Here is a 23501-nt window from a genome sequence, read left to right as displayed (position 1 = left end):
TCTTAGTAGCCTTCCCCTTGACCGCCTGTCACGATTGCGATTCCCGAGCTGGCGCCAATCCGCGTTGCGCCCGCCGCGAACATTTGCAGCGCCGTTTCACGGTCGCGTACGCCGCCGGATGCCTTAACTCCAATATCAGGGCCAACGGTACGGCGCATCAGCGCGATATCCTCGACCGTAGCCCCTCCTTTGCCAAAGCCCGTTGACGTCTTCACGAAGTCGGCGCCTGCCTTTTTGCAAATCTCGCATGCGGTAACCTTCTCCTCATCCGTGAGAAGTCCCGTTTCAAGGATGACTTTAAGCACAGCTTGTCCTTTTACTGCCGCAGCAACACCTGCTACATCACGCTCCACGCCGTCCAAATCGCCTGATTTCAGCAAGCCGATGTTCAGAACCATATCGATTTCCGTCGCTCCGTCTTCGATGGCGAATTTCGCTTCAGCGGCTTTGGAAGCTGTCGTGGTCGCCCCTAGCGGGAAGCCGACGACGGTCGTAATACCGACTCCGGAGCCTTTCAATTCTTCAGCAGCAGCCGCTACCCATCCCGCATTCACGCAAACCGTTGCGAATTGGTATTGCTTTGCCTCGCGGCAAATTTGCAAAACCTCTTCCTTTGTTGCGTCTGCCTTTAGTATCGTATGGTCGATCATCGCCGCAACTTCCGCTGGCGAGTAAGTTGTACCGTCGCTCATCATTTATTCCTCCGCTTCATTGTTCATGCATTCCTATGCTCCGGTAAAGACGCAGCCGAAGCGCATCGTTTACATCCTTTTCAATAGGATAAACGAGCAAGCAGGTTCCGTTTCATTATACGAAGCTTTGTACAAAACAACAACAAGGCCCGGCCATCGCCGCCTCCGGTTTACTTTTGCAAGTTCGATACGCTATGATTGTTATGCTCCTCGCTCAGCTACGGCCAAAGGGCCTTTCGTTCCGCTTGAGCTTGAACAAAATTTAGGAGGTCATCGCTCATGGAAAATATGCTTAGCAAAATAAATGAAGCTGCAGCTTACATACGCGACCAGTTGCAAAGCCAGCCGCAAATCGGCCTCATCCTTGGCTCCGGCCTTGGCGTAATGGCCGATGAGGTAACCGAATCGATCGTCATTCCTTACGGGCAAATTCCCCATTTCCCGGTTTCCACGGTAGAAGGCCATTCCGGCGAGCTCGTGGTCGGGCAGCTGGAAGGCAAAACGGTGCTCGTCATGAAGGGACGTTTTCATTATTATGAAGGCTACTCCATGAAAGAGGTTGTATTCCCTGTCTATGTCATGAAGCAGCTTGGCATACAGACGCTGCTCGTAACAAATGCCGCCGGCGGCATGAATCGCGCGTTCGCCGCAGGCGATCTCATGCTTATCACCGACCATATTAACAACACGGGCAGCAACCCTCTCCTGGGAGCCAACATCCCTGAGCTCGGCCCGCGCTTCCCAGACATGTCGCAGGCCTATAACCGCGAGCTTCGCGCTATCGTGGCAGGCAAAGCGGAAGAGCTGGACATCAAGCTGCAGCAAGGCGTTTACGTCAGTATTTCGGGTCCTGCTTACTGCACGCCGGCCGAGTTGTCGATGATGGCAGGCTGGGGTGCGGATGCTGTCGGGATGTCAACGGCTCCGGAAGTCATGGCCGCTAATTACACGGGCATTCGCGTAGTCGGCATTACTTGCATTACCGATATGGCAATCGGCGACGAGCTTGAGCCGCTTACGCATGAGCAAGTCGTGCTCGTAGCCGAGCAAGCAAGACCTAAATTCATCGCACTCGTGAAAGCATCGGTAGGGGCATTCCGCGTGTAAATCCAGTAACCGAACAAGCCGTCAGGAAGTCTATGACTTTCGGACGGCTTCTTTATTATGGGCCCCGCAGCAAAAAAAAAAACCGTTGCGGAAATCCTTCATTTCGCCGCGGCTTCTCCAAGCTGCAGCTTCAGTTTTCTCTCATATATGAAATACACGACCAAATAGATAATAAAAAACACGCTGGATACCAAATACATGGTTGCGTAATTGCTCCATGTCGCAACCAGTCCAAGCAGCATCGCGCCGCTTCCAATCCCGATATCGAAGGCATTATAGAAAGTAGCTGTCGCCACCCCTCTGCGCTGCGGCTCCACCCGGTCGATCACCCAAGCCTGCAGGCCAGGGAAAATGGCTCCAAAGCCTGCCCCGTAAAATACCGCCGAAAGCAGCAGCATCCCCGTAGATTTCGTCATATAGAGCATCACGCAGCCCACGATACACATTACCGCCGCCGGAAAGAGCACCCAAAACCGCCCTTTTGTATCGAAGATCCGCCCGCTCACGAATCGGATCAGAAACTCGCTGAGGGCCAGCACCAAGAAGAAAAATCCGATGTTTTGAACGCCGGACTCTTTGCCGAACAGCGTGATGAAGCTGATTACCCCGCCAAGGGACAAGCCGACCAGCAGCCCTAGCAATGACGGCATCAGCGCTTTCGGCTCCACGAACCTGAGCATGAGAGACGTATTCGCCGCCGTCGCCGCTTTTATCTTTGCGCGCTCTGCTCGCGAATCTCCCTTGACGAACGAAGTGAAGACAATGGCCAGCAGCAGGATACAAGCGCCGACAACAAACAAAGTGTTGAATCCGAACTCCTCCATTAACCAAATGCCGAGAAAGGGCCCCAAAGAGATGGCGACGGCGTTGCCCGTTCCGAAGAAGCCCATGCCCTCGCCTCTTCGGGAGGCGGGAATAATATCTGAAGCAACCGTGCCGTACAGCGTTGTCGAAATGCCAAACCCTACGCCGTGTACGATGCGGAGCATCAGCATCATCGTAATCGTCACCGCAGCGTAATAGCTGGCCGTCCCGATCAAACAGATCGCAACCCCAACTAAGAGCAGCAGCTTTTTGCCGAATTTATCAGACGCCATGCCGACGAATGGCCGAAGCAATACCGCCGAGAAAGTAAATAAGCCGATAATCATACCGATCTGAGCATCCGTACCGCCTTTGTTTGCCGCAAACATAGGCAGCGTAGGCAGCAGCATTTCCAGCGATAAAAACAAGAATAAATTAGATAAGATCAATAAAACGAACGGTTTGGTCCAAAGCGTTTCCTTCACAGTAGTTTCCTCTCGTACGGCCAATGGCTGCGCGTATTTTATTATTCATTATAGCTAATATTCAATTTTAAAATGCCGATTTATACTATAGGTACTACGAACCAGCGTACTAGAAATTTTGGAATCGAGGTCTCATCCTATGCATTTTCCCACGAAGCACGAACCAACTGGAGGCCGTGTTTATACCTCTTTCCTTGCGCAGCTCCTTCGCAATTATCTCTTCGGATCTACGGTTGCCGTAGTCGGCGTTGGCGGCGCCCTTGTGTTTTCTACCTTATCGGTTCCCTCGAACGAGCGCTTTGCGCTGGGCGCAATCATGGCCATTTCCCTTATTATTATGATCGTCTGCGAGCTGTTTGTCTTTTACCGGCATCTCTTGCCGATTCAAGCGATTTTTAAAGCGCAGCAGCCTACGATCGAGCAGCTAAAGACCGCTTATCTTCATACCCACAAATTTCCCGTTTTATCCGTTAGGCGCACCTATGGCCCCCATTTTCTGGGCTTGCTGGTTCCGGCTGTCAGCATGGCCTTCGTCTGCATTAAACTGGGCTTTATAAAACTTCCTTATTTTTATATCGGCATCGCTTCCGCCGTCGCCTTTATGATTGCCAGCATGCATGCCATGATTGAGTTTTTCTTAACGATGAAGGCGATTCGGCCTATTGTCACGCATATTCGGAATCAACATAAGGAATTGTATAAACAGGATATAACACTCAGCGGCAGAGTTCTCGTATCGATCCGCACCAAATTCCGCCTCAGTGCCTTTCTCATCGGTACGCTGCCATTGATGCTGTTTGGCCTGGTCTCGCAAATAAGGCTCGATAACATCCAAGGAGAGGGCAGTTTAGCGTACTGGCAATGGGCAGCCATCATACTCATCATAGGCATTATTTACTCTCTGTTCGGAGCTTCACTCCTCTCACGCAGCATTGAGGAGCCTATACAAACCATTCAAAACGGCATGAGCAGCGTTCAAGCCGGAAATTTCGATACGAGCGCGGCGGATATTTATTCCGATGAATTTTCCAAGCTGGTCGCCGGATTCAATCATATGGTTAATGGATTGAAGGAACGCGAGCAGCGCAATAATCAGCTTCTGCAAAGCTATTTCATGACGCTGGCGGCAGCGCTCGATGCGCGGGATGCCTATACAGCCGGCCATTCTACAAGGGTAGCCCGCTACTCTGTCCAAATCGGCCGTTTGGACGGCTGGTCCGCGGACGAAATCGAGCTGCTCCACAAAACGGCGCTGCTGCATGACATCGGAAAAATCGGCGTGCGCGATGCCGTGCTGCTCAAGGAAGGACGCCTCACTGACGAGGAATTTGATCAAATCAAGCTGCACCCCGTGCTCGGCGAAAATATTTTGAAGCAAATTGAGCCGGCAGACGCGATGGCCGATTTGCTGCCTGGCGTTCGCTCGCATCATGAGCGCTATGACGGGAAAGGTTATCCGGACGGACTGGCCGGCACCGAAATTCCGCTGTTCGGGCGCGCGATCGCGATCGCCGATGCTTTTGACGCCATGACCTCCGACCGGCCATACCGCAAAGGGATGACCGATGAACGGGCGCTGTCCATTCTCGAAGAAGGCAAAGGCACGCAGTGGGATCCGAAGCTTACCCAGCTGTTTATCGATTTGATGCGCGCGAAGGGCAAAACGGACGAAGAAGCCTCATAAATGCGATAAGAGCCATCCGCGGGAAGTTAAACCTTCCACGAATGGCTCTTTTTTTCGACTAGGTTTGAAGCAATAAGTGCGTTTTAACGTTTGATAAGCTTAAAATCATCATAGTGGAAGCCGGGCGCTACCACGCAAGAAACAAGAACCGGCTCATCGCCAAGCGGACGCGCCATTTGCCATTCGTTGGCCGGAACCAAAGCCTGCGGCTGTTGGCCTGCCAACACATCCGGGCCTACGATAATTTCTTTTCTCGTCTCCGGTGCCCCTTCCGTTCCCCCGAGCGTCAGCACCAAGGGACTTCCGGAATGCCACATCCACAGCTCGTCCGAATAGACCGTATGCCAATCCGAAAACTCATCGGGATGCAGCAGAAAATAGATGGATGATGCCGCAAAGCGATCCCCTGAATACGGAGCGCCGAGCACCTCCTGCGGTATGACGAAGCCAGCCTTCCAAATCTCCTTGTACCATCCGCCTTCCACGTGTTGCTTCAAGCCAAGCGACTCTACCAGCGGCGACAGCTGTTTTACGGATACTCCCATCCCATTCAACCTTCTTTCTCTCTTTTGCATGCGTATGCTCTTCTCAATTCGTTTCCTCATTCTATAACGCATGGGCCAGATCGTCAATTCATTAAACAGGTGGGAATAGGCGGCAAAAGATAGGTTGGCTCAGCTAATATATGGAATCCGCTTTGTATTTTCCGATTTATAAGTTATACTTATATTAACGAACATAGGGGAGGTGAACAGATGAACAACGGAGTACATGAATTTGGACGCATCAGCCGCAAGCATTTCATGAACTTGCTCATTATCGTTCCGCTGCTGCTCGCAGCGCTGTTCGCTTACCAAGCAGGCAATACGTTCGAGTTAACGGCCGGCGCCAGCCGCATCACTGCGGCATCGAAATCGAAATATACCGCCTCCGTTAACGCAGGCAAATCGAACAGCACGACCAAACCCATTTTGCCGGAAAACGTTCTGCTTGTCTCTTTTTTGCATTCGCTCCTGCTTCTATACAGAAAGTCTGCAACCCTATACGCGCTTCGTACGTCCGTTCCTCAGCGAATGCGTGATTTGCTTATGACTCCTATTAAATTCACCTCGCATTTTGTGGGCTGCTCTTCTCAATCGGTGTATCGATAACCAATAATTGAGGAGGCACACACAATGAACATTAGAGAATCCGACTTGCCCGGTATTGGCCGTAAATACCAAATTATGACGAGAAGCGGCGACAAGTTTGTCATCATCGTTCACGATGACGGACGCCGCGAAATGTACCACTTCGAATACGATGATCCGGATGACAGCATTTCCATGGTCACGCTTGAAGACGAAGAAGCCCGGCAGGTTGCCGCCATTGTGGGCGGTATGACTTATAAGCCGAAGGCGCTCGAAACCATTGAAGTCGCGCTTGATGACTTAACCATCGAATGGTATAAGATCGAACCGAACGCCGCATGCATTGGCAGAACGATCGGCGAAGCCGATATTCGCCAAACGACGGGAGCGACGATCATCGCTGCGGTCGAGAAGGAAGCGAAGCATATCAATCCAGGCCCCGACTATATTTTCAAAGCGGATACCACACTCATCGTCGCAGGTGAGCGGCAGCATCTAAAGCTTCTTAAGCTGATGCTGCAAAACGGGAGCCGTTAATGATGGATCACATGGTGCTGGAGATCGGTCTTGCCGTTATACTCATTGCCTTAGTCGGGCTGTTAGCTGCAAAAATTCGGTTTTCCGTCATCCCTTTTTACATCTTAATCGGCATGGCCGTAGGTCCTCATGCGCCGCATGTAGGCATATTGGACTTTAGGTTTATCCATAGCGCAGAACTAATCGAATTCATGGGGCGGCTCGGCGTGCTGTTCCTCCTGTTCTATTTAGGTCTGGAGTTTTCTGTGGGCCGGTTAATGAAATCGGGGCGCTCTATTGCGATTGGCGGAACGATATATATCCTCATCAACTTTTCGCTTGGCTTATTATTTGGCTGGATCAATGACTTCCCTATCGAAGAAACGATGGTCATTGCCGGTATTACTACGATTTCCTCGAGCGCCATCGTGGCGAAGGTGCTTGTCGATTTGAAACGGACGGCTAACCCGGAGACGGAGATGATTCTCGGAATCATCATGTTCGAGGATATTTTCCTCGCGGTCTATATTTCCGTGCTCTCCGGGCTTGTGCTCAGCGATTCTTCAACGCTTGGCGGGGTGCTGTTGTCCGCTTCCTATGCGCTCGGCTTCATGCTGCTCTTCTTGATCATAGGCAGGAAGGCTGCCCCGCTTCTGAATAAATTGTTTAATATCCGCTCGAATGAGCTGTTTCTGCTGCTCGTGTTCGGCATGCTGTTTCTCGTCGCCGGCTTCTCCGAAACCATTCATGTCGCCGAGGCGATCGGCGCTCTTTTAGTCGGCTTAGTGCTGGCAGAAACGGTTCATATGAAGCGGATTGAGCATCTGATCCTGCCCTTCCGTGATTTCTTCGGCGCGTTATTTTTCTTCAGCTTCGGCTTGACGATTGATCCGTTCGCCCTTGGCGGAGCGGTATGGCTGTCGCTCGGCGCGGTTGGCGTTACGCTGTTTGGCAATTTCGTTGCCGGCATGCTCGCAGGCAAAAGCGCGGGCCTCTCGCCGAAGGCATCGGCAAATATCGGCCTTACGATCGTATCGCGCGGCGAATTCTCCATCATTATGGCGAACCTCGGCAAAGCCGGCGGCTTGCTTGAGCTGCTGCAGCCCTTCGCGGCTTTATATGTTCTCATTTTAGCCATACTGGGGCCGCTTCTGACGAAGGAATCGAAGCTGGTATTCAAAGGCCTAAACGGGATTTTCAGATGGGAAAAACGGAAGAATGCAAGAGAGCCGTTGCCGGCCAAGGAACAATCGGGCAGCGGCTGAGCAGCCTGTTGAATTGAAGGCCTAATGAGAGCGTATCTCTTGGGCCTTCTTTTTTTTGCTTATATTCCTTGCGACAGGATTATTCTTTATGTTCCACTTCTGTATAATAAAAGCTGGGAAATCCATTTCAAATCAAGGAGGAACAACTTTCAAATGACAGCTGCGCTTTTATATATCGAGGATGACCAGGAGATCGGAAGCTTTGTTTGTGAGCACTTGAAGGATCAGGGCTATGAGGTCCATTGGTTGAAAACCGGCGAGCATGCCCTTGAAGCTGCGGCAGACTGCAGGCTTGTTATTCTCGATGTCATGCTGCCGGGTCTCGATGGTTTTACCGTTGGTCAGCGGCTGAAAAAAGCGATGCCCGACATTCCGATTCTCATGCTCTCGGCACGCACCTCCATCGACGATAAGCTGCAGGGCTTGCAATTCGCGGACGATTACATAACGAAGCCATTTCATCCCGATGAGCTAACGGCACGAATCGAGGTGCTCCTTCGCCGCTTCGGTTCGCGTTTCTCCGAGCCGCTGGCGATCAAGCATCTACTCGTGCATGAGCAGCAAAATCGAATCGAAAATCGCGATACCGGCGAGGAAATTACGTTGACGGGCAAGCAGTTTCACATTTTCAGCTATCTGCTTCGGCATTTGGGGCAAATTTTAACGAAGGAACAAATTTATGAGGCCGTGTGGGGAGAAGCTTTCATCGAAGGGGATAAAACCTTGATGGTCCACATCCGGTATTTACGGGAAAAAATCGAAAGAAATCCGGCTGCTCCCGAAGTCATCGAGACGGTTCGCGGCATCGGTTATCGGGTGCGCGCATGAAGAAGCAGCGCCTCGGCGGCATGCGGTTCCGCCAAACCCTGTTGTCCCGCTACCTGCTCCTCATTTTATTCGCCTTTTTATTTATCCCGATCGTTTTCCCTCTGGCTTCCGTCCTATATATGATCATTCAAGAAAACTCGCAGAGCGCGGATTCCGATTATTTGAAATACGGCAGCGGCAGCGAATTGACCGCCATGTGGCATGAGCAGGCTGCTCATTTGCGGGAATCCGACTCCGTTCAAGTCAACAGCAAGCTTCAGGAGCTGAAGCAAAAATATCCCGAGGCCTCCTTCTTCTGGGTGGATGCAGCCGGCTTGACCAGGCTTCATCTCCCGGAGCAGGAACGGCTCCCAAGCCGCTGGACGCCGGCGGATGCGGTGCAGTTTATGAAGGACAGCATCGACAGCGATCCCTTCACGATCGTCTCCTTCCTTGGCGCGGAGCATGAAGGTCCAGCCTTTATGGCGATGCAAATCCCTCGCAGCATTATTGAGCTGAAGCAGCCGGTTGGAACGGGAACGCCTTTTTATATCTCGTTTTTATTCATCATGATTGTTTTTTTCTTTCTGCTCTCCTTCCTCTTCTTCCGGCATATTCGCAAGCGGCTGATCGGTCTGCAGGCAGCCATGTCGCTGCCTGGCGATAACGGACTGCCGCAGCCGATCATCGTGCATAAACGCGATGAAATCGGCCAGCTGGAGGCGGCCTTTAATCACATGATTGATCAGCTAAGGGAGAGCACGGAACGCGAGCGTGCAGAGGAGGAGCTCCGCAAACGGCTCATCGCCAGCTTGTCGCATGATCTGCGGACGCCGTTAACGGTGATGAACAGCCAGCTCTATTCGCTGCGGAAGGAGCCGCTGAGCCCGAACGCGCAGGCAGCCGTCAAACAAATGGAACAGAAAGTAACCACCTTAGACAATCTGATTGAGAATTTGCTGTCTTACACGCTGATGACCAGCGGCAGATATCCGCTTAAGCTGGAGCGGCAGGATATTTTGCGTCTTGTACGGGAAAGCGCCGCTTCTTGGTATCCGCTCTGGGAGCAAGAGGGCATTTCCGCCGAAATCGAGCTCCCTGATGAAGCATTGGTGCTGGATGTAGACAAGGCCGGGTTTCGCCGCGTGCTCGATAATTTATTTCAAAACGTGACGAGGCATGCGCAAAGCGGCAAGTATATCGGCATCACGGTGGAGCCGTATCAGGATCGTCCTGCCCTCGTTATCCGTGATCGCGGGAACGGACTCCAAGCGGAATCGGCAAGCAAAGGCGCCGGCCTTGGTTTAGCCATCGTTGATTATCTCCTGCATGAGATGAGACTCGACTGGTTCATGGATAACAGCTCTGCGGGAACAAGCGTCTTCATCTTCTTAGATGTTAAAGGAGCCAGCGCCTAGCGGTTGTAAATTATGCAATCGGGCGATGGGGTATTTATGAAATCCGTATTTTTTAAACCAAATTTAAACTTGGGGAACACTGGGTTTAACCTTCATCCGTTAATCTTCTTATTGAGGTGATGAACATGAAGGAATGGGTTATTGAAACAAAAGGACTCAGCAAGCGTTACAAAGGACGTTATGCCGTTTCCAATCTGCATTTAAAAATCGCAAAAGGCGATATTTACGGCTTCCTCGGTCCGAACGGCGCCGGCAAAACAACGACGATCCGCATGCTGCTCGGATTGATCAAGCCCTCTAACGGATCCGTGCATGTTTTTGGACAGCCTTTGAACAAGGAAAGGCTCTCCATCTTGCGCCGAATCGGCTCGCTCGTTGAATATCCGTCGTATTATGGACACTTAACCGCCGTTGACAATCTCGAGGCCATTCGCCGCATAATCGGGGCGCCTGCCTCCAGAATTGCCGAGGTCCTTGAGATCGTCGGCTTAACCAAAGAAGCCCGGCGACCGGTAAAAGGCTACTCGCTCGGCATGAAGCAGCGGCTCGGCATCGCAAGCGCCTTGCTCGGCAATCCGGAGCTGCTGCTGCTCGACGAGCCGACCAACGGACTCGATCCGTCCGGTATTTTGGAAATACGCGAGCTCATCAAGCAAATGCCCAAGCAGCATGGCATAACCGTTCTTATATCCAGCCATCTGCTGAGCGAGGTCGAGCTGACTGCCGGAACCGTCGGCATCATCAGGCAGGGAGAGCTCGTATTTCAGGATACGATTGCTAACCTCCACCAGCAAGCGCAGGGCAGCATGTCGCTTACCGTATCCGAGCCGGAGCAAGCGCTGGCAGCGCTGCGCCAGCAAGGAATCGAAGCCGAGCAAAGCGGATCTGCCCTTCTGCTGGAGCATACGGGCGATCATGCGGTTGCACGTATCGTCAAAAGCCTTGTAGAGCGCGATCATGCCATTTACCGTGTCGAGGAGAAACGAAAGTCGCTCGAGGAGCTTTTTCTCCAGATTGTCGGGGAGGGAAAGCAGGCATGATGCTCAAAGCACTCTCGGCCGATTTTTTGAAAATCCGCGGCAAAGGGCTGTGGTTTCTGATTTTTATTGGCCCGATCGGATTGATTGCCATGCAGGCGCTTAATTACGGACTCCGTTATGATTATTTTACGCAAAAATATGCGGGAAGGCTCTGGGAAACGCTGCTCTCGGACATTCTAATGTTCGTTCCGATCTCGTTGTTTCTCGGGATAACCCTCGTCTCGTCGCTGCTCGCCAATGTCGAGCATCACACTAATGCATGGAAGCAGCTGCTTGCGCTGCCGATTTCCAGGGGCGCCGTATTCAGCGCCAAATTTATGCTCGGCGCCCTTTTGCTTGCTCTATCCTGCGCGGTACTGGCTATAGGCACCGCCTTGCTGGGCTTATCATTACGGTTTGGCAGCAGCGACATGCCTGTCTGGGATATTTTGCGGCTGAGCTTTCTGCCCTATCTCGCTTCCTATCCGGCGCTCGCATTGTTTATATGGCTGTGCCTTACGTTCAAAAACCAGGCGATTCCCATTACGCTTGGCGTTATGATTGCCATAACTTCCGTATTTTCGATTCAGCTGTCCGAATGGTTCCCCGTAAATTGGCCTCTATTTGGCTATATCGGTCCGCGTCAGGAGTTGTTCGTCCTGACAGGCTTGTTGTCTGGCGCGGTCATCTTCCTTATCGGCACCCTTCATTTCAACAGGAAGGATGTGAATTGAAATGCGCGCTTATTTTCGGCTGCTCGCTTCCGAGCATTTAAAGCTTTCCAAGTCCTTTATCTGGCTGCTCCTTCCGATAAGTCCGCTGCTGTCGCTTGCCATCGGTGTATTCGTTTCACTCGATTCGTATGAAACCGCAGGCACGTTCGCACAATATGCCCTGCTTGTCTCGGCGATGGCCGCGTTCCATGCGATGCTGTTTTTGCCTATTTTGACAGGCATCCTCTCCGCCTTCATCTGCCGTTACGAGCATACGGGCGGAGGCTGGAAGCAGCTGTTGACCCTTCCCGTATCGAGAAGCGGACTATTTTTGGCAAAATTCAGCCTGGTCGCCATTCTGCTTGCCGTCACGCAGCTGTTATTCCTTGGCGCGGTTCTATTGGCCGCGATTTACCAAGGCATTGATGGCGGTCTGCCCTGGAAAATGCTGCTGACCGGCATCGGCAGCGGCTGGCTCGCCTGTCTGCCGCTTGCGGCGCTGCAGCTGCTTGTATCCGTGAGCTGGAGCAGCTTCGCTGCCCCGCTTGTCATCAATGTCATGCTGACCATTCCGAACATGCTGATCCTGAATTCGGAACGGTTCGCTCCCTTTTACCCCTGGGCACAGCCCATGCTGGCCATGCTCAGCTTCAGCAACGAGGGGTTCGGCGCCTTCGCGCTGCCATTAGAAAATATTCTTATTACAATAATGGGCAGCTTTGTATTATTTTTTGCGGCAGGACTGCTCTACTTCAGCCGTAAGGAAATGTAAGCATACCTTTTTCGGGCTGTGCTGCTGGTTATCGACCAGTTAGAATAGCCCGATTTTTCTTTTCAGAAGGTCACAAACCCCATGGCCTGCTTTGCCCGAAGCAGCGTGGCGTTAGCGGCCTCGGATGCTTTCAGTGCTCCATCCTTCAAAATGGCGATAAGCTCCGCAGAATCAACGATTTCCCTGTACCTCTCCTGGATCGGGATTAATCTCTCGGCTGCTGCCTCGGCTAAATCCTTCTTAAAGCTCCCGTAGCCCTGCCCCTCATACCGTCTTTCAATGGCAGCAATAGAATCACCGGAGAACACGGCATAAATCTCCATGAGATTGCTGACCGCTGGCTTAGTCTCCCAATCCAAACGCACGCTTCCCTCTGAATCGGTTACGGCTTTAGCGAATTTTTTTCTGATCTCATCCGGCGAATCGAGCAAATGCACGCAGCTATTCCGGTTCGGGTTGCTTTTGCTCATTTTTTTACTTGGGTCATCCAGTCCCATTATTCGGGAGCCCAAGCTTTGAATGATCGGCTCCGGTACGACAAAGGTACTTCCATAACGGTTATTGAAACGTTGCGCTAAATCCCTGGTCAGCTCTAGATGCTGCTTCTGATCGTCACCCACAGGCACATGGGTCGCTTGGTAAAGGAGAATATCTGCGGCCATCAAGGCGGGATAGGTAAACAATGCAGCGCTAACCGAATCCTTGCCCTCCGACTTTTCTTTATACTGCGTCATTCTTCCAAGCTCGCCGAAATGCGTCTGCGTTTCCATCAACCATCCGAGCTCAGCATGCGCAGGTACCTGCGATTGTATGAAAATGGTACATTTCTTAGGATCAATACCCGCCGCAATATAAAAGGCAGCAATATCTTTTGAACGTTGATATAACTCTTTCGGATCTTGCTTGACGGTTACGGCATGAAGATCCGGCACAAAGAAAAAGCACTCATATTCCTGTTGAATCGTTAAAAATGGCTGCAGCGCTCCTCCAAAGCCTCCAATATTCAGCTCGCCGCTTGGCTTAATCCCGGATAATACTCGTTTCATGTTCATTCCTCCCTGTTTTTGTTCTAATAAATAAAAAAACACCCGTCCGCTAAAAAAGGGACGAAGTGTTTGCTCCGCGATACCACCCGAATTCGGCCAATGGCCGCACTCTTTCATGTCAATTTCTAACACGATTCCCCTAGATAACGGAGGGACTCACCGTCAACGCCTACTGGATGGTTAACCAACGTTCGGATTGAAGCGAAAGAAACCATTCACCCGGACAATCGTGCCAGACCTCTCACCAGTCGCTGGCTCGCTTTGACAATTGCGTCAGGATACTCTTTTCTTTCATGGCTTTAAGCTATAAATAGATGAAATACACAATACAATACGCGAAGCTAAATAGTCAATCTTTTCCTTTTATTTAAGCTCGCCGATAAGCCCCGGTACTACAAAAGATAGAACTACTGCCCTGTTTCCTGCATGCGATATGATGAAAAGGCAATAGCGTGGCCTAGCTAAAGAAAGAGGTGCGAAGAAAATGAAGAGAGTGCTATTTTATGCGGTCGTCGCCACTGCCAGCTATTTTGCCGGCATCCTTGCTTATATCAGCTATCTTTCGTTTGTATATGACCAAGGGCTTGGAAGCGATTCGAGCAAGCTTATCGCCTGGACGCTCCCCCCTTATTTGTTTATCATTTTGCCTTTCTATACGCTTATGTTCCGCTGGAGCAAAGCGGCTATCCTGCTGCGGATCGTCCTGCTGGCCGGTTTAAGCATCATCGCCGCTGCATCCGTCCCCTTCATGATGGGCTTTGGCATATGGCGGCTGCGTGATCTTTTCTCTCCCGAGATCGGCTTATTTATGGTTCTCTTTGTAAGCTCCGGGCTCGTATTTACAATAGGCTCGGTCGTTGCCGTCAAACAAAAAGGTTATCTGCTTTTTATGCTTGCAGCGCTGCTTTTCATCGTTCTTCCTATCCATGCTCTGGCTGCAGAAGCCGAGAAGAACAGACCCGTCGTTCACCGGATTCCGGAGCAATTTCAAGGCACAGTCGTCATTCACCAATAGAACCCCCTAGAGCCTCCTTTAGCCTCCAAGCAGCCCATTCGTTTGATTCACCAATCTCACCTGCGTCTCGCTCAGCCGCTTCTTCGCATAGCTGGAGTCCGCAGGCTCCACCCATGCAAAGCCGTCTTCAACGTAACGAGGAAAAACATGCATATGATAATGCGTCAAATCATTAAATTTCCCGCCGTTCTGAATAACCGTGATTCCGTCCGGTTGGAATTCCGCTTTCAGCAGCCTTGCCAGCATGGCCGAGGCTTTCATGATTTCGTTCGCTGTTCTTTCGTCCAAATCATCGACATCAAGAAAATGCCGCTTCGGCAGGATGAGCAGATGTCCTTCATTTAACGGATCGATATCGAGAAAACAGGTGACCCATTCATTTTCATAGACGGTATGCGTCTCTAGATGATGATTGGCAAGCTGGCACCCCAGGCAAGGCTTTTCTGACATTCCATTTTCCCTCCCCATCATATTATTGTATCTTTTTCCAATTATATCTCATGAACTAGGCTTCATTGCTGTGTTATTGGTTATTATTTTTCTTATGCCAACGAAAAAAAAGGAGCAGCCGCGGCTGCTCCTTTCTTCTATTCCATTAGCTTCGATCACTTTCATTCAGAACTTCTCGCATGCCGCCTGCCTTATTTGTGGCTTTCGAGCCAAGCCGCTAGAAGATCGATCTCCTCATCCGTCAGCTGCCCTTTATAACCAGGCATTCCATTCCCGCCATTGCTTATTTGCGTTTTAATTTGTTCAAAAGACATTTCCTTACCGACATGCTGCAGGTTAGGCCCATTCCCGCCTGAGAGGTCAACGGCATGACAGCTCACGCAGTTTTTGCCGTAAAGCGACTCTGCTTCTGCCGTATTAACCGCAGCGTTGCCATTGTTCTCTGCCGGTGTTTCGGTATTGGCTCCATTATTGGCATCATTACCGCGGCCGCAGGCAGATAGTGCAAAAATTAACGCAAAGACAGATAGCAGCAAAACCCATTTGTTTTTATAAATCATGATGTTTCCTCCTAGTATAGGGAGTTTTGTTGTTACTTTACCCTTAATTGAATGATCTATGCAGCGTTTGCCAAAGATTTTCAGAAGAGGGAAGACTGCGCATAACAGAAAGCTTACTGGTTATCCTAAACAAATGCATGACAGATTAACCGAAATAAGCTTTAAAGCGGGGTGATTTTGTGGATATGCAAGGGGATCTGGTCAACCACTTAACCGAGCTGCGGAAAAGACTAATTATCGTGATCGCTTGTTTCTTCGTCGCTATGAGCGGAGGGCTGTATGCTGCCCCAAGCATTTTACGGTATATCAAATCAGGTCTGACCGCCAAATCAGTGGAATGGAACGTCTTCTCGTTCACGGACGGCTTGTTCATCTATTTGCGCTGCGCTTTCCTGTTCGCCATTCTTTTCACGCTGCCGGTGCTGCTTTACCACACTTGGGCGTTTGTGCGGCCAGGTCTGACGGAAACGGAAGCAAAAGGAACGCTAGCCTATGTGCCCGTATCCTTCCTTCTTTTTCTTGCCGGCGTATCATTCAGTTATTTTCTGGTGTTTCCGATGATGCTCGGATTCATGATGGAAATGAACCAAAATGTCGGCGCCGTCGAGACGTACGGGATTGATCGGTACTTTTCCTTTCTGTTCAGTGTCGTGTTCCCTCTTGGCATCGCATTCGAAATGCCGCTTATCATCCTGTTTCTGACGAAAATCGGGCTGCTCACTCCTGAACGGCTGAACGGCTCGCGCAAATATGCCTATGTCGGTCTGGCCGTTGTCGGGGCCTGCATCTCCCCGCCGGACTTTGTGTCTCACCTGTCCGTGACCGTGCCGCTGCTGCTGCTCTTCGAGATCAGCGTGCTCGTAACCCGAAGGTATGCTAAACGAGTGGCCGCCGTTCCTTCACCTACTTGAACCAAAAAGGAGAATGACCTATGTTAAACAACATCGGTGTTTCAGGGTTAGTCATTATTCTGCTTATCGCGCTCATCGTTTTTGGGCCGGCTAAGCTTCCCCAGCTCGGCCGGGCTTTCGGCGATACGCTGCGCGAATTCCGCAGCTCGACGCGCGGCATTGTGGACGATGAACAAAGCGTCCCATCCGCAGACAAAAAGGATGACATGCAGAAGCTGCTGTAGGACATAAAAAAAGGCCGTTCCCGTATTTCTTCGGGAACGGCCTTTTTTTGTTTTCAGACACACCGCCTCTTTCAAACCAGCAGGCCGCCTTTTTCCCTATACTTCAAAATGCCCTCCGCCGCGCGGTAAGCCAAAGCTCCGACCGTATTCGTCGGATTGTAGCCGGCGTTTTGCGGAAATGAGCTGGCACCGACGACAAACACGTTGTCCGCATCCCACATCTGACTGTACGTATTAACTGCCGACGTGTCTGGTTTATCTCCCATGATGACGCCGCCTGTGTTATGCGTCGACTGATAGGTCATAATCTCATAAGGACCTAGATCCTTTAAATAATCGACCTTATCCGCGCCCATCTCATTCATAATCTTCGAGCAGCGCTCGGCTAGAAACTTCGCCAGCTCGCGATCCTGATCTTCGAAATCAAAGGTTATCCGCAAGAGCGGATCGCCGTAGACATCCTTATAGGTCGAGTCCAAATCAAGAAAATGATGCTTGAATGACATCGATGAGCCTTGTCCCCCTATCGCAAGCGTACGATTGGAATAATGCACCGACTTCGCCTTGAATTCCGAGCCCCAAGCGGCTGTTCCCGACGGCGTCGGATTGTTCTGAATCGGGCGGGCGCCAGTCTGGGTGAGCGCAATGGAGCCTCCGTGAATAAAATTCAGCTCGGAGTGGTCAAAGTTGTCACCGTTATAATCATCAAGAGAAACGCCGAGCGCTCCTGCACCCGCGAAGTTATTGAACTGCTGGTTTTCGAAGAAACCAACCGCGCTGCCTTTCATAACCTGATAGGCGTAGTTCCGACCGATGACACCTGTCCCTGACGCTGGATCATAAGGTTTCCCGATTCCCGACATCAGCAGCAGCCGGACATTATTGAACACGTAGCTCGTCACGACGACGATGTCTGCAGGCTGAATGATCTCCTCCCCCGTCGTTACGTCCGTATACATAACGCCGGTCGCCTTGCCACCCTTATGTAGAACCCGGCGGACATTGGAATGGGTACGGATCTCAAACTTTCCTGTCTTGTTAGCCACCGGAATGACAGTCACCACTGGATCAGCCTTGGCCCCGTATTCACATCCAAAGCGTTCGCAATATCCGCAATATTGGCAGGCGGCACGGGCGATCCCATCAGGATTCGTATAGTTCTCCGATAGATTGGCCGAAGGCAGCATATACGGATTGAGCTTCAGGCGAGTAGCCGCATCTACGAACATCTGCATCGCCGGCGACTTCTTCATTGGCGGGGTCGGAAAAGGGCTGCTGCGTTTGCCGCCCAGAGGATTTACCTCGCCTGAAATGCCAGCCATTTTCTCGAATTTGTCGTAATACGGCTCGATCTCATCGTACGTAATTCCCCAATCCTGAATCGTCATGCCAGCCGGGATTTTATTTTTCCCGTACTTCTCGATCGTCTTGCTGCGAATCTCAAAATCATACGGCAAAAACCGGTAGGTCTGCCCGTTCCAGTGAACGCCCGCTCCGCCGAGTCCGTCCCCGATCAGAAACGAGCCGTACTGCCTCATCGGCAGCGCACGGATTTTCTCATTGCTGCGGAACGTGATCGTTTCCTTAGATAAATCCTGCATCATTTCGTAACGCAGCGCGTAACGCAGCTCGTCATGCACCATGAAATAATCCTCGGTCTTCCGCTCTTTCCCTCGTTCAAGCCCTACCACGTTTAAGCCGCTTTTCGTAAGCTCCGAAGCGATGATGCCCCCAGACCAGCCGACCCCTACGATGACAACGTCGGTTTTCGGTAATGTTTTAGCCATAATATCCTCCCGATTCGCTAATGAGAAACCAAATGGTCTTGCAGGCTGCTCGGATCAAGTTTCGTAAAATCTTTTTCAATCATGGTGATATAGCTCATCTGATTGCCCGGATAGTTGCGCATCTTCCATCCGTTCATATCCAAATTACCCCCATACAGCGGGTCACTGTAAGCACCTTCCAGCGTACTGGTTCGCAGCATTTTGAAGAAGCTGCTCGCAGAAATCGTAGTCAGCTTCACCTCGTCCGACTCGAAGCCCTTAAGCAGTTCATCCTGCTGCTCACCCGTCAAATCGATGAAGCCCTTTTGAAACTTCGTCATGCTGTAATTCTCCAGCTCGCGCAGGCCGATCTCGAATATTTCTCTTCTTTTTAGCCGGCCCTGATAGCCCTGTTCCTTCTCCCCCGTGTAGAATGGCGGGGTCATGTAATCTCGTCCATTGAACCCCCATTCCCCGGCAAGCTGATGGTCAATAAAATAGGCGACACCCAGCGATTTCGCACCTGGACCATTCTCATCCTCGGGAAAAATCCGTTCCGTCGCGCTCTCGACAATCCGGAACTGCGCTTGGGTAAAAAACATGAGCGCGCGGTTATAGTTTTTTGGTTCAGCTGTCTTTCCTTCATCCGTTTTGTTCGGTGCCGTCGTTGTGGACGGTTTCTTTTTGAGTAAGGAACCTAGCGCCCCTCCCACGGCTATGCCGCCTAAAGCGTAACCCGTATTAATAAGAAACTTGCGGCGGGAGCTTCCGTCGACCGTGCCTTTGTTTGGTTCTTTCTGTTTATCACTCCGATCCAAAACTTGCACCTCCTGGAAAGTTCGTTCTTTCCTCTTTATTATTTTCCAACAACCCATGAATATTCATTTCATGGAAATGGTCATCCTAACATCAAAATGCAACACTATGGAGGATGATTCTTCGATGACTGCTATCAGCAAACTGCTCACGCTTTCCGTTGCCGCTTTTGCTCTGTCCGGCTGTGCCAATGAAACGCCGCCCGCCTCGCAAGCTAAGGCCTTAACGCAACAAGAAGCCCACAAACTTCACGACCCGTCCGTCATTCCGAACGAAGCCGGGCCAAAGTTTCATACAACCAATGAACACGGCAATACCACGTATGGGATGGGCACGTCCGTGTACAGCATGATCGGCAGCTCCGGACTGCATGCGAACGGCTTCTCTGCCCATCTGGAATCTCGGCTGAGCGGAATCGGCATCCCCGATGTGCGCGTTTTCGTTTTCGATGATACGGTCGTGCTCGCCACAGAGAAGCTTACCTCCTCCGGTTCGCAATATGATGAGGTGCAAAAGAAGTTGCTGGATCAAACCGAAGGACTTTCAGGTCAAGGTTACTCGCCGAATCATGGGCTTGGCGGCATGAATGGGACAGATAAAGAAAGCCATGATAATCTATCGATGGCCGCAAGCCAGATCAAGAATTTCATGGGCGGGGATGTAAAGGTGCTTACGGTAACGGGAACGAGAGCAGTGAAAGCGATCGAGAAAATTCGTGAGGATGCTTTGGCCGAAAACCTATCTCCCGATAAGCTGGCCAGCGATATTCGCCAACTGCTCAGGCTGGTTAAGGCGGGGCAGAAGTAACACGTCCAAAAAAGCGGCCGCCGATTCGATTCCGGCAGCCGCTTTTTACGTTGTACTTTAGGATTAACCCCCTGAGTTTGGACACAAGCTTACCCTTACTCAATCAGGCTTAGTTTCTCAAGTTATACACGAACTTCTTTAATTGGGATCGGTTTAATCAGGTTCTGTTCATAAAATTGGTGTGGCGACATATCCCGGACTCGTACATATTCTCTTTCGATTAACCAATAAGGGATACGCTTGATCTTTGTTTAATCATTCAGAAAAAAACTTTTGCTCAAAGAAGCGTCCATCCCCGTTTCCCCATTCTCAATTTTGCCGCCAACCAAAGGAGTGTGCTTCAGCAAGAAAAATAAATCTTCGTAAGATTGGTAATATTCCGTTGCGTCATAATCAAAGGAGTTCAACCTATAATTGCGACTCGCTACATAAACAGGCCGCCGCGCAAACACGGTGGCCTGTTTCACTTTGGTATCGCGGCTTGCGGTAGCCATCACGGCTGCTTTCCTTCCACGATGCGATATTCATAATAGTCGATTTGCGTTACAATATCGACCTTGCCAACCCAGTTCACTTGTGATGGGTCAACGGCTATATCCTTGATGGATGCTTCCTGTACTAGCTTTTGATTGAAATAAAAACGGAGCTGCAGCTCGCCGGTTAAGGCTTTGTCCCCGTAATTGCCCAAATACACGTCGTTCCTGCTTGCTTGGATTTTATCATTTCCCGAATCATCGATCTTAAAATAGACACTTGTTGGTGAAGAGCCGGCAGCGTCTTTTTTATAGTTAGCTAACATCTGCTGCTTCATTTCGTCGTTCGGTAAAAAGTGACCGTCAAATCGCACGACATAAGTGAACCTTCCGATCCGGGTTTCAAAAGACAGCAGATTAAGCTTATCCCCCGGTGCGAGCGTCACGGCTTCCACCAAATGTGTCTCCGCCGTTTCTCCATTGTCGTACAATGTGAGCACAACATCACCCTGAAACGCCATTTTATTGAAATTCCCTACAAACAAGTCATAGTCGATGCCGTTTTTTGAGCTGGCGTGCGGAACTCTTTTGAGCGTCCAAACGAGGTTTTGATAAGAGTGTTCAGCCACCTCGTGAGCACGGAATTGTTCCTCTAGAAGAGCCGCTCCTTTATGGTCGTGCCGGACCCCAAGCTCCTCCAACACCACACCAATCGAAAAAACAAAAGCAAACCATGCAAGAGGAAAAAGGATGAAAATCTTGGCGGCTTGTTTGTTTAGAGAATTGTTTCGATAATAAAGATAGAAGACAGGCAACATGATAACAACCATAAGTCCCGTCAGGATGCCCGTTACAAGCCAAATGAAGGACCAGTCCCATTCGTGCGCGTGCAAGTAAGATTCCTCCTAGGTTGAAGTTTAAATAGTATAATGACTCTTGTGCTATGGCTGGTGCTCGTCACTAAGAAAGGAAGTGGTTCCGAGGACCAGGGGCCACTTCCTTTTTTTATGTAAAATGAGACACAACTTATGGAACTTACCCCGAAAGTGACGGCTTGAAACAATGCGTCCATCGATGTGAGGTCTCCATTTTCATTGGGGGAGGTACGCGTAGCAGCAGAATATAGACGGCGTCCCCATGCAGGGGTGACATTCCGGCAACCTATTAGCATTTAACTATAGTTCAGGCAGATAAGTAGTTCACTTAATGTAAAATTGAGCAGCCAAAGACAAAAAAGCTGCCGAACCATCAGGTTCGGCAGCCCTTTACTATTTTCCACATCCGCACAGCTGCTTATCTTATCTGCTACCAAACTGGGCATGGTGCAGGCGGCTGTAAATGCCGCCCGCCGTGACGAGCTCCTCGTGGCGGCCTTGTTCGGTAATTCCTTGCTCCGTTACGACGACAATTCGATCGGCGTTTTTGATTGTTGCCAGTCGATGCGCGATAACAAGCGTGGTCCGGCCTACGGACAGCTCTGCCAGCGACTGCTGGATGGCTGCTTCCGTCTCCGTATCAAGCGCTGACGTCGCTTCGTCGAGAATAAGGATCGGCGGGTTCTTGAGGAACATCCGCGCAATGGCTAAGCGCTGTTTTTGTCCGCCGGACAGCTTTACGCCGCGCTCCCCAACGACCGTATCCAGCCCCTGCGGCTGAGCATGGATGAACTCCTCCAGCTTCGCTCTCCGAGCCGCCTGCCAAATATCCTCGTCCGAGGCGCCAAGCTTCCCGTAGACAATGTTCTCACGGATGGTGCCCGCAAACAGGAACACATCCTGCTGGACGATTCCGATCTGCTTCCGCAGCGAATCCAGCTTCAAATCTCGAATATCGTAGCCATCAACGGAAATGCTGCCGCCTTCGATTTCGTAGAAACGCGGCAGCAAGCTGCACAGCGTCGTTTTGCCGGCGCCTGAGGGCCCGACGAAAGCAATCGTCTCGCCAGCGCGAATCGATAGATCGATATTTTGCAGCACCTTCGCTTCGCCTTCATAACCAAACGTGACGTCACGGTACTCAATATTGCCGCTTAAACGGTCCACCTCGACCGCGTCCGGCTTATCCGCTACGTCTGGCGCCGTCTCCAGCAGCTGCACGTAACGCTTAAATCCGGCAATCCCTTTCGGATAGCTCTCGATGACGGCATTTATTTTTTCGATAGGCTTAAAGAAAATGTTCGTCAGCAAAACGAAGCTAATGAACTCTCCGTATTTCAAATCTCCCTTAATAACAAACCATGTGCCTGCAATCAGCACGAACACGGAAACCAGTCTCATGAGCATGTAGGTGATGGATGAGTTTAAGCCGATTATTTTGTACGAAATAAGCTTGGCTTCACGGAAACGCAGGTTGTTTACTTTAAACAGCTTTTTCTCGTGGCTTTCATTCGAAAAGGCTTGAACGACGCGAATACCGCCGACTGTATCCTCCACGCGCGCATTGAAATCAGCCATATCCGAGAATAGGCGGTTTGCGGCCCTTGTCATTTTACCGTTGAACATCAAGACAAGCCATATAATGATAGGAACAATAACGAAGGTTAGAATAGCCAGCTCCAAATTAATATACGCCATGATGCCGAATGCCCCAACCAGCGTCATTGCCGCAATAAACATATCCTCGGGCCCGTGATGGGCAACCTCGCCAATCTCGAACAAATCATTCGTAAGCCGCGAGATCAGATGGCCGGTCTTGGTATTATCGAAGAAACGGAACGAGAGCTTCTGCACATGATCGAACAGCTTTTTCCGCATGTCTGTCTCGATATTAATTCCGAGCATATGCCCCCAGTAGGTAACCACATATTGCAACAGCGTGTTGATAATATAGACGACCAGCAAGATCGCGCAGGCCGTTACAATGAGCCCCCAATTCTCGTCCGGCAGCAGGGTATCTATTACGTAACTAACCGCTAGAGGGAAGCAAAGCTCAAGCACAGCCAGCAAAACCGCACAGCAGAAATCCAGCAGAAACAGCTTTTTGTAAGGCTTATAATAGGCAAAAAATCGTAAAAGCATCGTT

At 50.7% G+C, this 23501-nt stretch carries 25 protein-coding genes; 14 read left to right on the top strand and 11 right to left on the bottom strand.

Features of this window, described 5'->3' with window-relative positions:
- Window positions 1-2 precede the first annotated feature (2 nt).
- Window positions 3-692 carry a deoxyribose-phosphate aldolase gene (gene deoC, locus ACN6MW_RS16200; RefSeq protein ID WP_419876360.1) on the bottom strand — a complete coding sequence of 230 codons (690 nt, stop codon included), beginning with the start codon at window positions 690-692 and terminating at the stop codon, window positions 3-5.
- Window positions 693-971: 279 nt separating this feature from the next.
- Between deoC and ACN6MW_RS16195 the strand changes: the two genes are divergently transcribed.
- Window positions 972-1799, top strand: coding sequence for a purine-nucleoside phosphorylase (locus tag ACN6MW_RS16195; protein WP_419871139.1), 828 nt, complete (start codon window positions 972-974; stop codon window positions 1797-1799).
- Between the two features lie 98 nt (window positions 1800-1897).
- On the opposite strand, the gene ACN6MW_RS16190 is transcribed toward ACN6MW_RS16195, so the two are convergent.
- The gene (locus ACN6MW_RS16190; protein WP_419871138.1) at window positions 1898-3088 is read right to left on the bottom strand and encodes an MFS transporter; all 1191 of its coding nucleotides are present in this window, start codon (window positions 3086-3088) and stop codon (window positions 1898-1900) included.
- 139 nt (window positions 3089-3227) lie between these two features.
- On the opposite strand from ACN6MW_RS16190, the gene ACN6MW_RS16185 reads away from it, so the two are divergent.
- Window positions 3228-4772, top strand: coding sequence for an HD-GYP domain-containing protein (locus ACN6MW_RS16185; RefSeq protein ID WP_419871137.1), 1545 nt, complete (start codon window positions 3228-3230; stop codon window positions 4770-4772).
- A gap of 83 nt (window positions 4773-4855) precedes the next feature.
- Here the strand turns inward: ACN6MW_RS16185 and ACN6MW_RS16180 are convergent, their stop codons facing one another.
- On the bottom strand, window positions 4856-5317 hold the full coding sequence (locus ACN6MW_RS16180) for a cupin domain-containing protein (RefSeq protein ID WP_419871136.1): 462 nt from the start codon (window positions 5315-5317) through the stop codon (window positions 4856-4858).
- Window positions 5318-5527: 210 nt separating this feature from the next.
- Here ACN6MW_RS16180 and ACN6MW_RS16175 point away from each other — a divergent pair, with 210 nt between their 5' ends.
- The 8 genes from ACN6MW_RS16175 to ACN6MW_RS16140 all read left to right on the top strand — a co-directional run bounded on the left by ACN6MW_RS16175 (window position 5528) and on the right by ACN6MW_RS16140 (window position 12412).
- Entirely contained in the window at window positions 5528-5923 is a 396-nt protein-coding gene (locus tag ACN6MW_RS16175) for a hypothetical protein (protein WP_419871135.1), read from the top strand.
- Window positions 5924-5947: 24 nt separating this feature from the next.
- Entirely contained in the window at window positions 5948-6439 is a 492-nt protein-coding gene (locus ACN6MW_RS16170) for a cation:proton antiporter regulatory subunit (protein ID WP_419871134.1), read from the top strand.
- 2 nt (window positions 6440-6441) lie between these two features.
- Window positions 6442-7683, top strand: coding sequence for a cation:proton antiporter (locus tag ACN6MW_RS16165; protein WP_419876359.1), 1242 nt, complete (start codon window positions 6442-6444; stop codon window positions 7681-7683).
- 153 nt (window positions 7684-7836) lie between these two features.
- Window positions 7837-8511: a response regulator transcription factor gene (locus ACN6MW_RS16160; protein ID WP_364150361.1), complete on the top strand. Its 675-nt coding sequence runs from the start codon at window positions 7837-7839 to the stop codon at window positions 8509-8511.
- Window positions 8508-9908 (top strand): HAMP domain-containing sensor histidine kinase, encoded by a 1401-nt coding sequence (locus ACN6MW_RS16155; RefSeq protein WP_419871133.1) that lies wholly within the window; start codon window positions 8508-8510, stop codon window positions 9906-9908. The genes ACN6MW_RS16160 and ACN6MW_RS16155 overlap by 4 nt, the downstream gene beginning before the upstream one ends.
- A 125-nt stretch (window positions 9909-10033) precedes the next feature.
- Window positions 10034-10948, top strand: coding sequence for an ABC transporter ATP-binding protein (locus tag ACN6MW_RS16150; protein ID WP_419871132.1), 915 nt, complete (start codon window positions 10034-10036; stop codon window positions 10946-10948).
- On the top strand, window positions 10945-11661 hold the full coding sequence (locus ACN6MW_RS16145) for an ABC transporter permease (protein ID WP_419871131.1): 717 nt from the start codon (window positions 10945-10947) through the stop codon (window positions 11659-11661). Before ACN6MW_RS16150 ends, ACN6MW_RS16145 begins: the two co-directional genes overlap by 4 nt.
- A 1-nt stretch (window position 11662) precedes the next feature.
- Window positions 11663-12412 (top strand): ABC transporter permease, encoded by a 750-nt coding sequence (locus ACN6MW_RS16140; protein ID WP_419871130.1) that lies wholly within the window; start codon window positions 11663-11665, stop codon window positions 12410-12412.
- Between the two features lie 62 nt (window positions 12413-12474).
- Here the strand turns inward: ACN6MW_RS16140 and trpS are convergent, their stop codons facing one another.
- Complete coding sequence (gene trpS / locus ACN6MW_RS16135; protein WP_419871129.1) at window positions 12475-13458, bottom strand: tryptophan--tRNA ligase; 984 nt, start codon at window positions 13456-13458, stop codon at window positions 12475-12477.
- Window positions 13459-13942: 484 nt separating this feature from the next.
- On the opposite strand from trpS, the gene ACN6MW_RS16130 reads away from it, so the two are divergent.
- The gene (locus tag ACN6MW_RS16130) at window positions 13943-14473 is read left to right on the top strand and encodes a hypothetical protein (protein WP_419871128.1); all 531 of its coding nucleotides are present in this window, start codon (window positions 13943-13945) and stop codon (window positions 14471-14473) included.
- Window positions 14474-14491: 18 nt separating this feature from the next.
- Here ACN6MW_RS16130 and ACN6MW_RS16125 read toward each other — a convergent pair whose 3' ends face one another.
- Both ACN6MW_RS16125 and ACN6MW_RS16120 read right to left on the bottom strand, forming a co-directional pair.
- The gene (locus tag ACN6MW_RS16125) at window positions 14492-14923 is read right to left on the bottom strand and encodes an HIT family protein (protein ID WP_419871127.1); all 432 of its coding nucleotides are present in this window, start codon (window positions 14921-14923) and stop codon (window positions 14492-14494) included.
- 191 nt (window positions 14924-15114) lie between these two features.
- The gene (locus ACN6MW_RS16120) at window positions 15115-15483 is read right to left on the bottom strand and encodes a c-type cytochrome (protein WP_419871126.1); all 369 of its coding nucleotides are present in this window, start codon (window positions 15481-15483) and stop codon (window positions 15115-15117) included.
- Between the two features lie 179 nt (window positions 15484-15662).
- On the opposite strand from ACN6MW_RS16120, the gene tatC reads away from it, so the two are divergent.
- Both tatC and tatA read left to right on the top strand, forming a co-directional pair.
- A complete protein-coding gene (tatC, locus tag ACN6MW_RS16115) occupies window positions 15663-16394 on the top strand; it encodes a twin-arginine translocase subunit TatC (protein WP_364150340.1) in 732 nt (243 codons plus the stop codon).
- A gap of 20 nt (window positions 16395-16414) precedes the next feature.
- Window positions 16415-16618 (top strand): twin-arginine translocase TatA/TatE family subunit, encoded by a 204-nt coding sequence (tatA, locus tag ACN6MW_RS16110; protein WP_419871125.1) that lies wholly within the window; start codon window positions 16415-16417, stop codon window positions 16616-16618.
- 71 nt (window positions 16619-16689) lie between these two features.
- Here tatA and ACN6MW_RS16105 read toward each other — a convergent pair whose 3' ends face one another.
- Entirely contained in the window at window positions 16690-18405 is a 1716-nt protein-coding gene (locus ACN6MW_RS16105) for a GMC family oxidoreductase (RefSeq protein ID WP_419871124.1), read from the bottom strand.
- A 17-nt stretch (window positions 18406-18422) separates the two neighbouring features.
- Window positions 18423-19211: a gluconate 2-dehydrogenase subunit 3 family protein gene (locus tag ACN6MW_RS16100; protein ID WP_419871123.1), complete on the bottom strand. Its 789-nt coding sequence runs from the start codon at window positions 19209-19211 to the stop codon at window positions 18423-18425.
- 115 nt (window positions 19212-19326) lie between these two features.
- Here ACN6MW_RS16100 and ACN6MW_RS16095 point away from each other — a divergent pair, with 115 nt between their 5' ends.
- The gene (locus ACN6MW_RS16095; RefSeq protein WP_419871122.1) at window positions 19327-20007 is read left to right on the top strand and encodes a hypothetical protein; all 681 of its coding nucleotides are present in this window, start codon (window positions 19327-19329) and stop codon (window positions 20005-20007) included.
- 251 nt (window positions 20008-20258) lie between these two features.
- Here ACN6MW_RS16095 and ACN6MW_RS16090 read toward each other — a convergent pair whose 3' ends face one another.
- The 3 genes from ACN6MW_RS16090 to ACN6MW_RS16080 all read right to left on the bottom strand — a co-directional run bounded on the left by ACN6MW_RS16090 (window position 20259) and on the right by ACN6MW_RS16080 (window position 23497).
- The gene (locus ACN6MW_RS16090) at window positions 20259-20501 is read right to left on the bottom strand and encodes a hypothetical protein (RefSeq protein WP_419871121.1); all 243 of its coding nucleotides are present in this window, start codon (window positions 20499-20501) and stop codon (window positions 20259-20261) included.
- Window positions 20501-21373, bottom strand: coding sequence for a hypothetical protein (locus ACN6MW_RS16085; protein WP_419871120.1), 873 nt, complete (start codon window positions 21371-21373; stop codon window positions 20501-20503). The genes ACN6MW_RS16090 and ACN6MW_RS16085 overlap by 1 nt, the downstream gene beginning before the upstream one ends.
- 405 nt (window positions 21374-21778) lie before the next feature.
- Window positions 21779-23497 carry an ABC transporter ATP-binding protein gene (locus ACN6MW_RS16080; protein ID WP_419876238.1) on the bottom strand — a complete coding sequence of 573 codons (1719 nt, stop codon included), beginning with the start codon at window positions 23495-23497 and terminating at the stop codon, window positions 21779-21781.
- Window positions 23498-23501: the final 4 nt, after the last annotated feature.

Source organism: Pristimantibacillus sp. PTI5 (assembly GCF_048572955.1).
GTDB lineage: Bacteria > Bacillota > Bacilli > Paenibacillales > Paenibacillaceae > Pristimantibacillus.
Note: the sequence above shows the minus strand (reverse complement) of the source record. Positions and strands in the feature narration are given on the sequence as shown.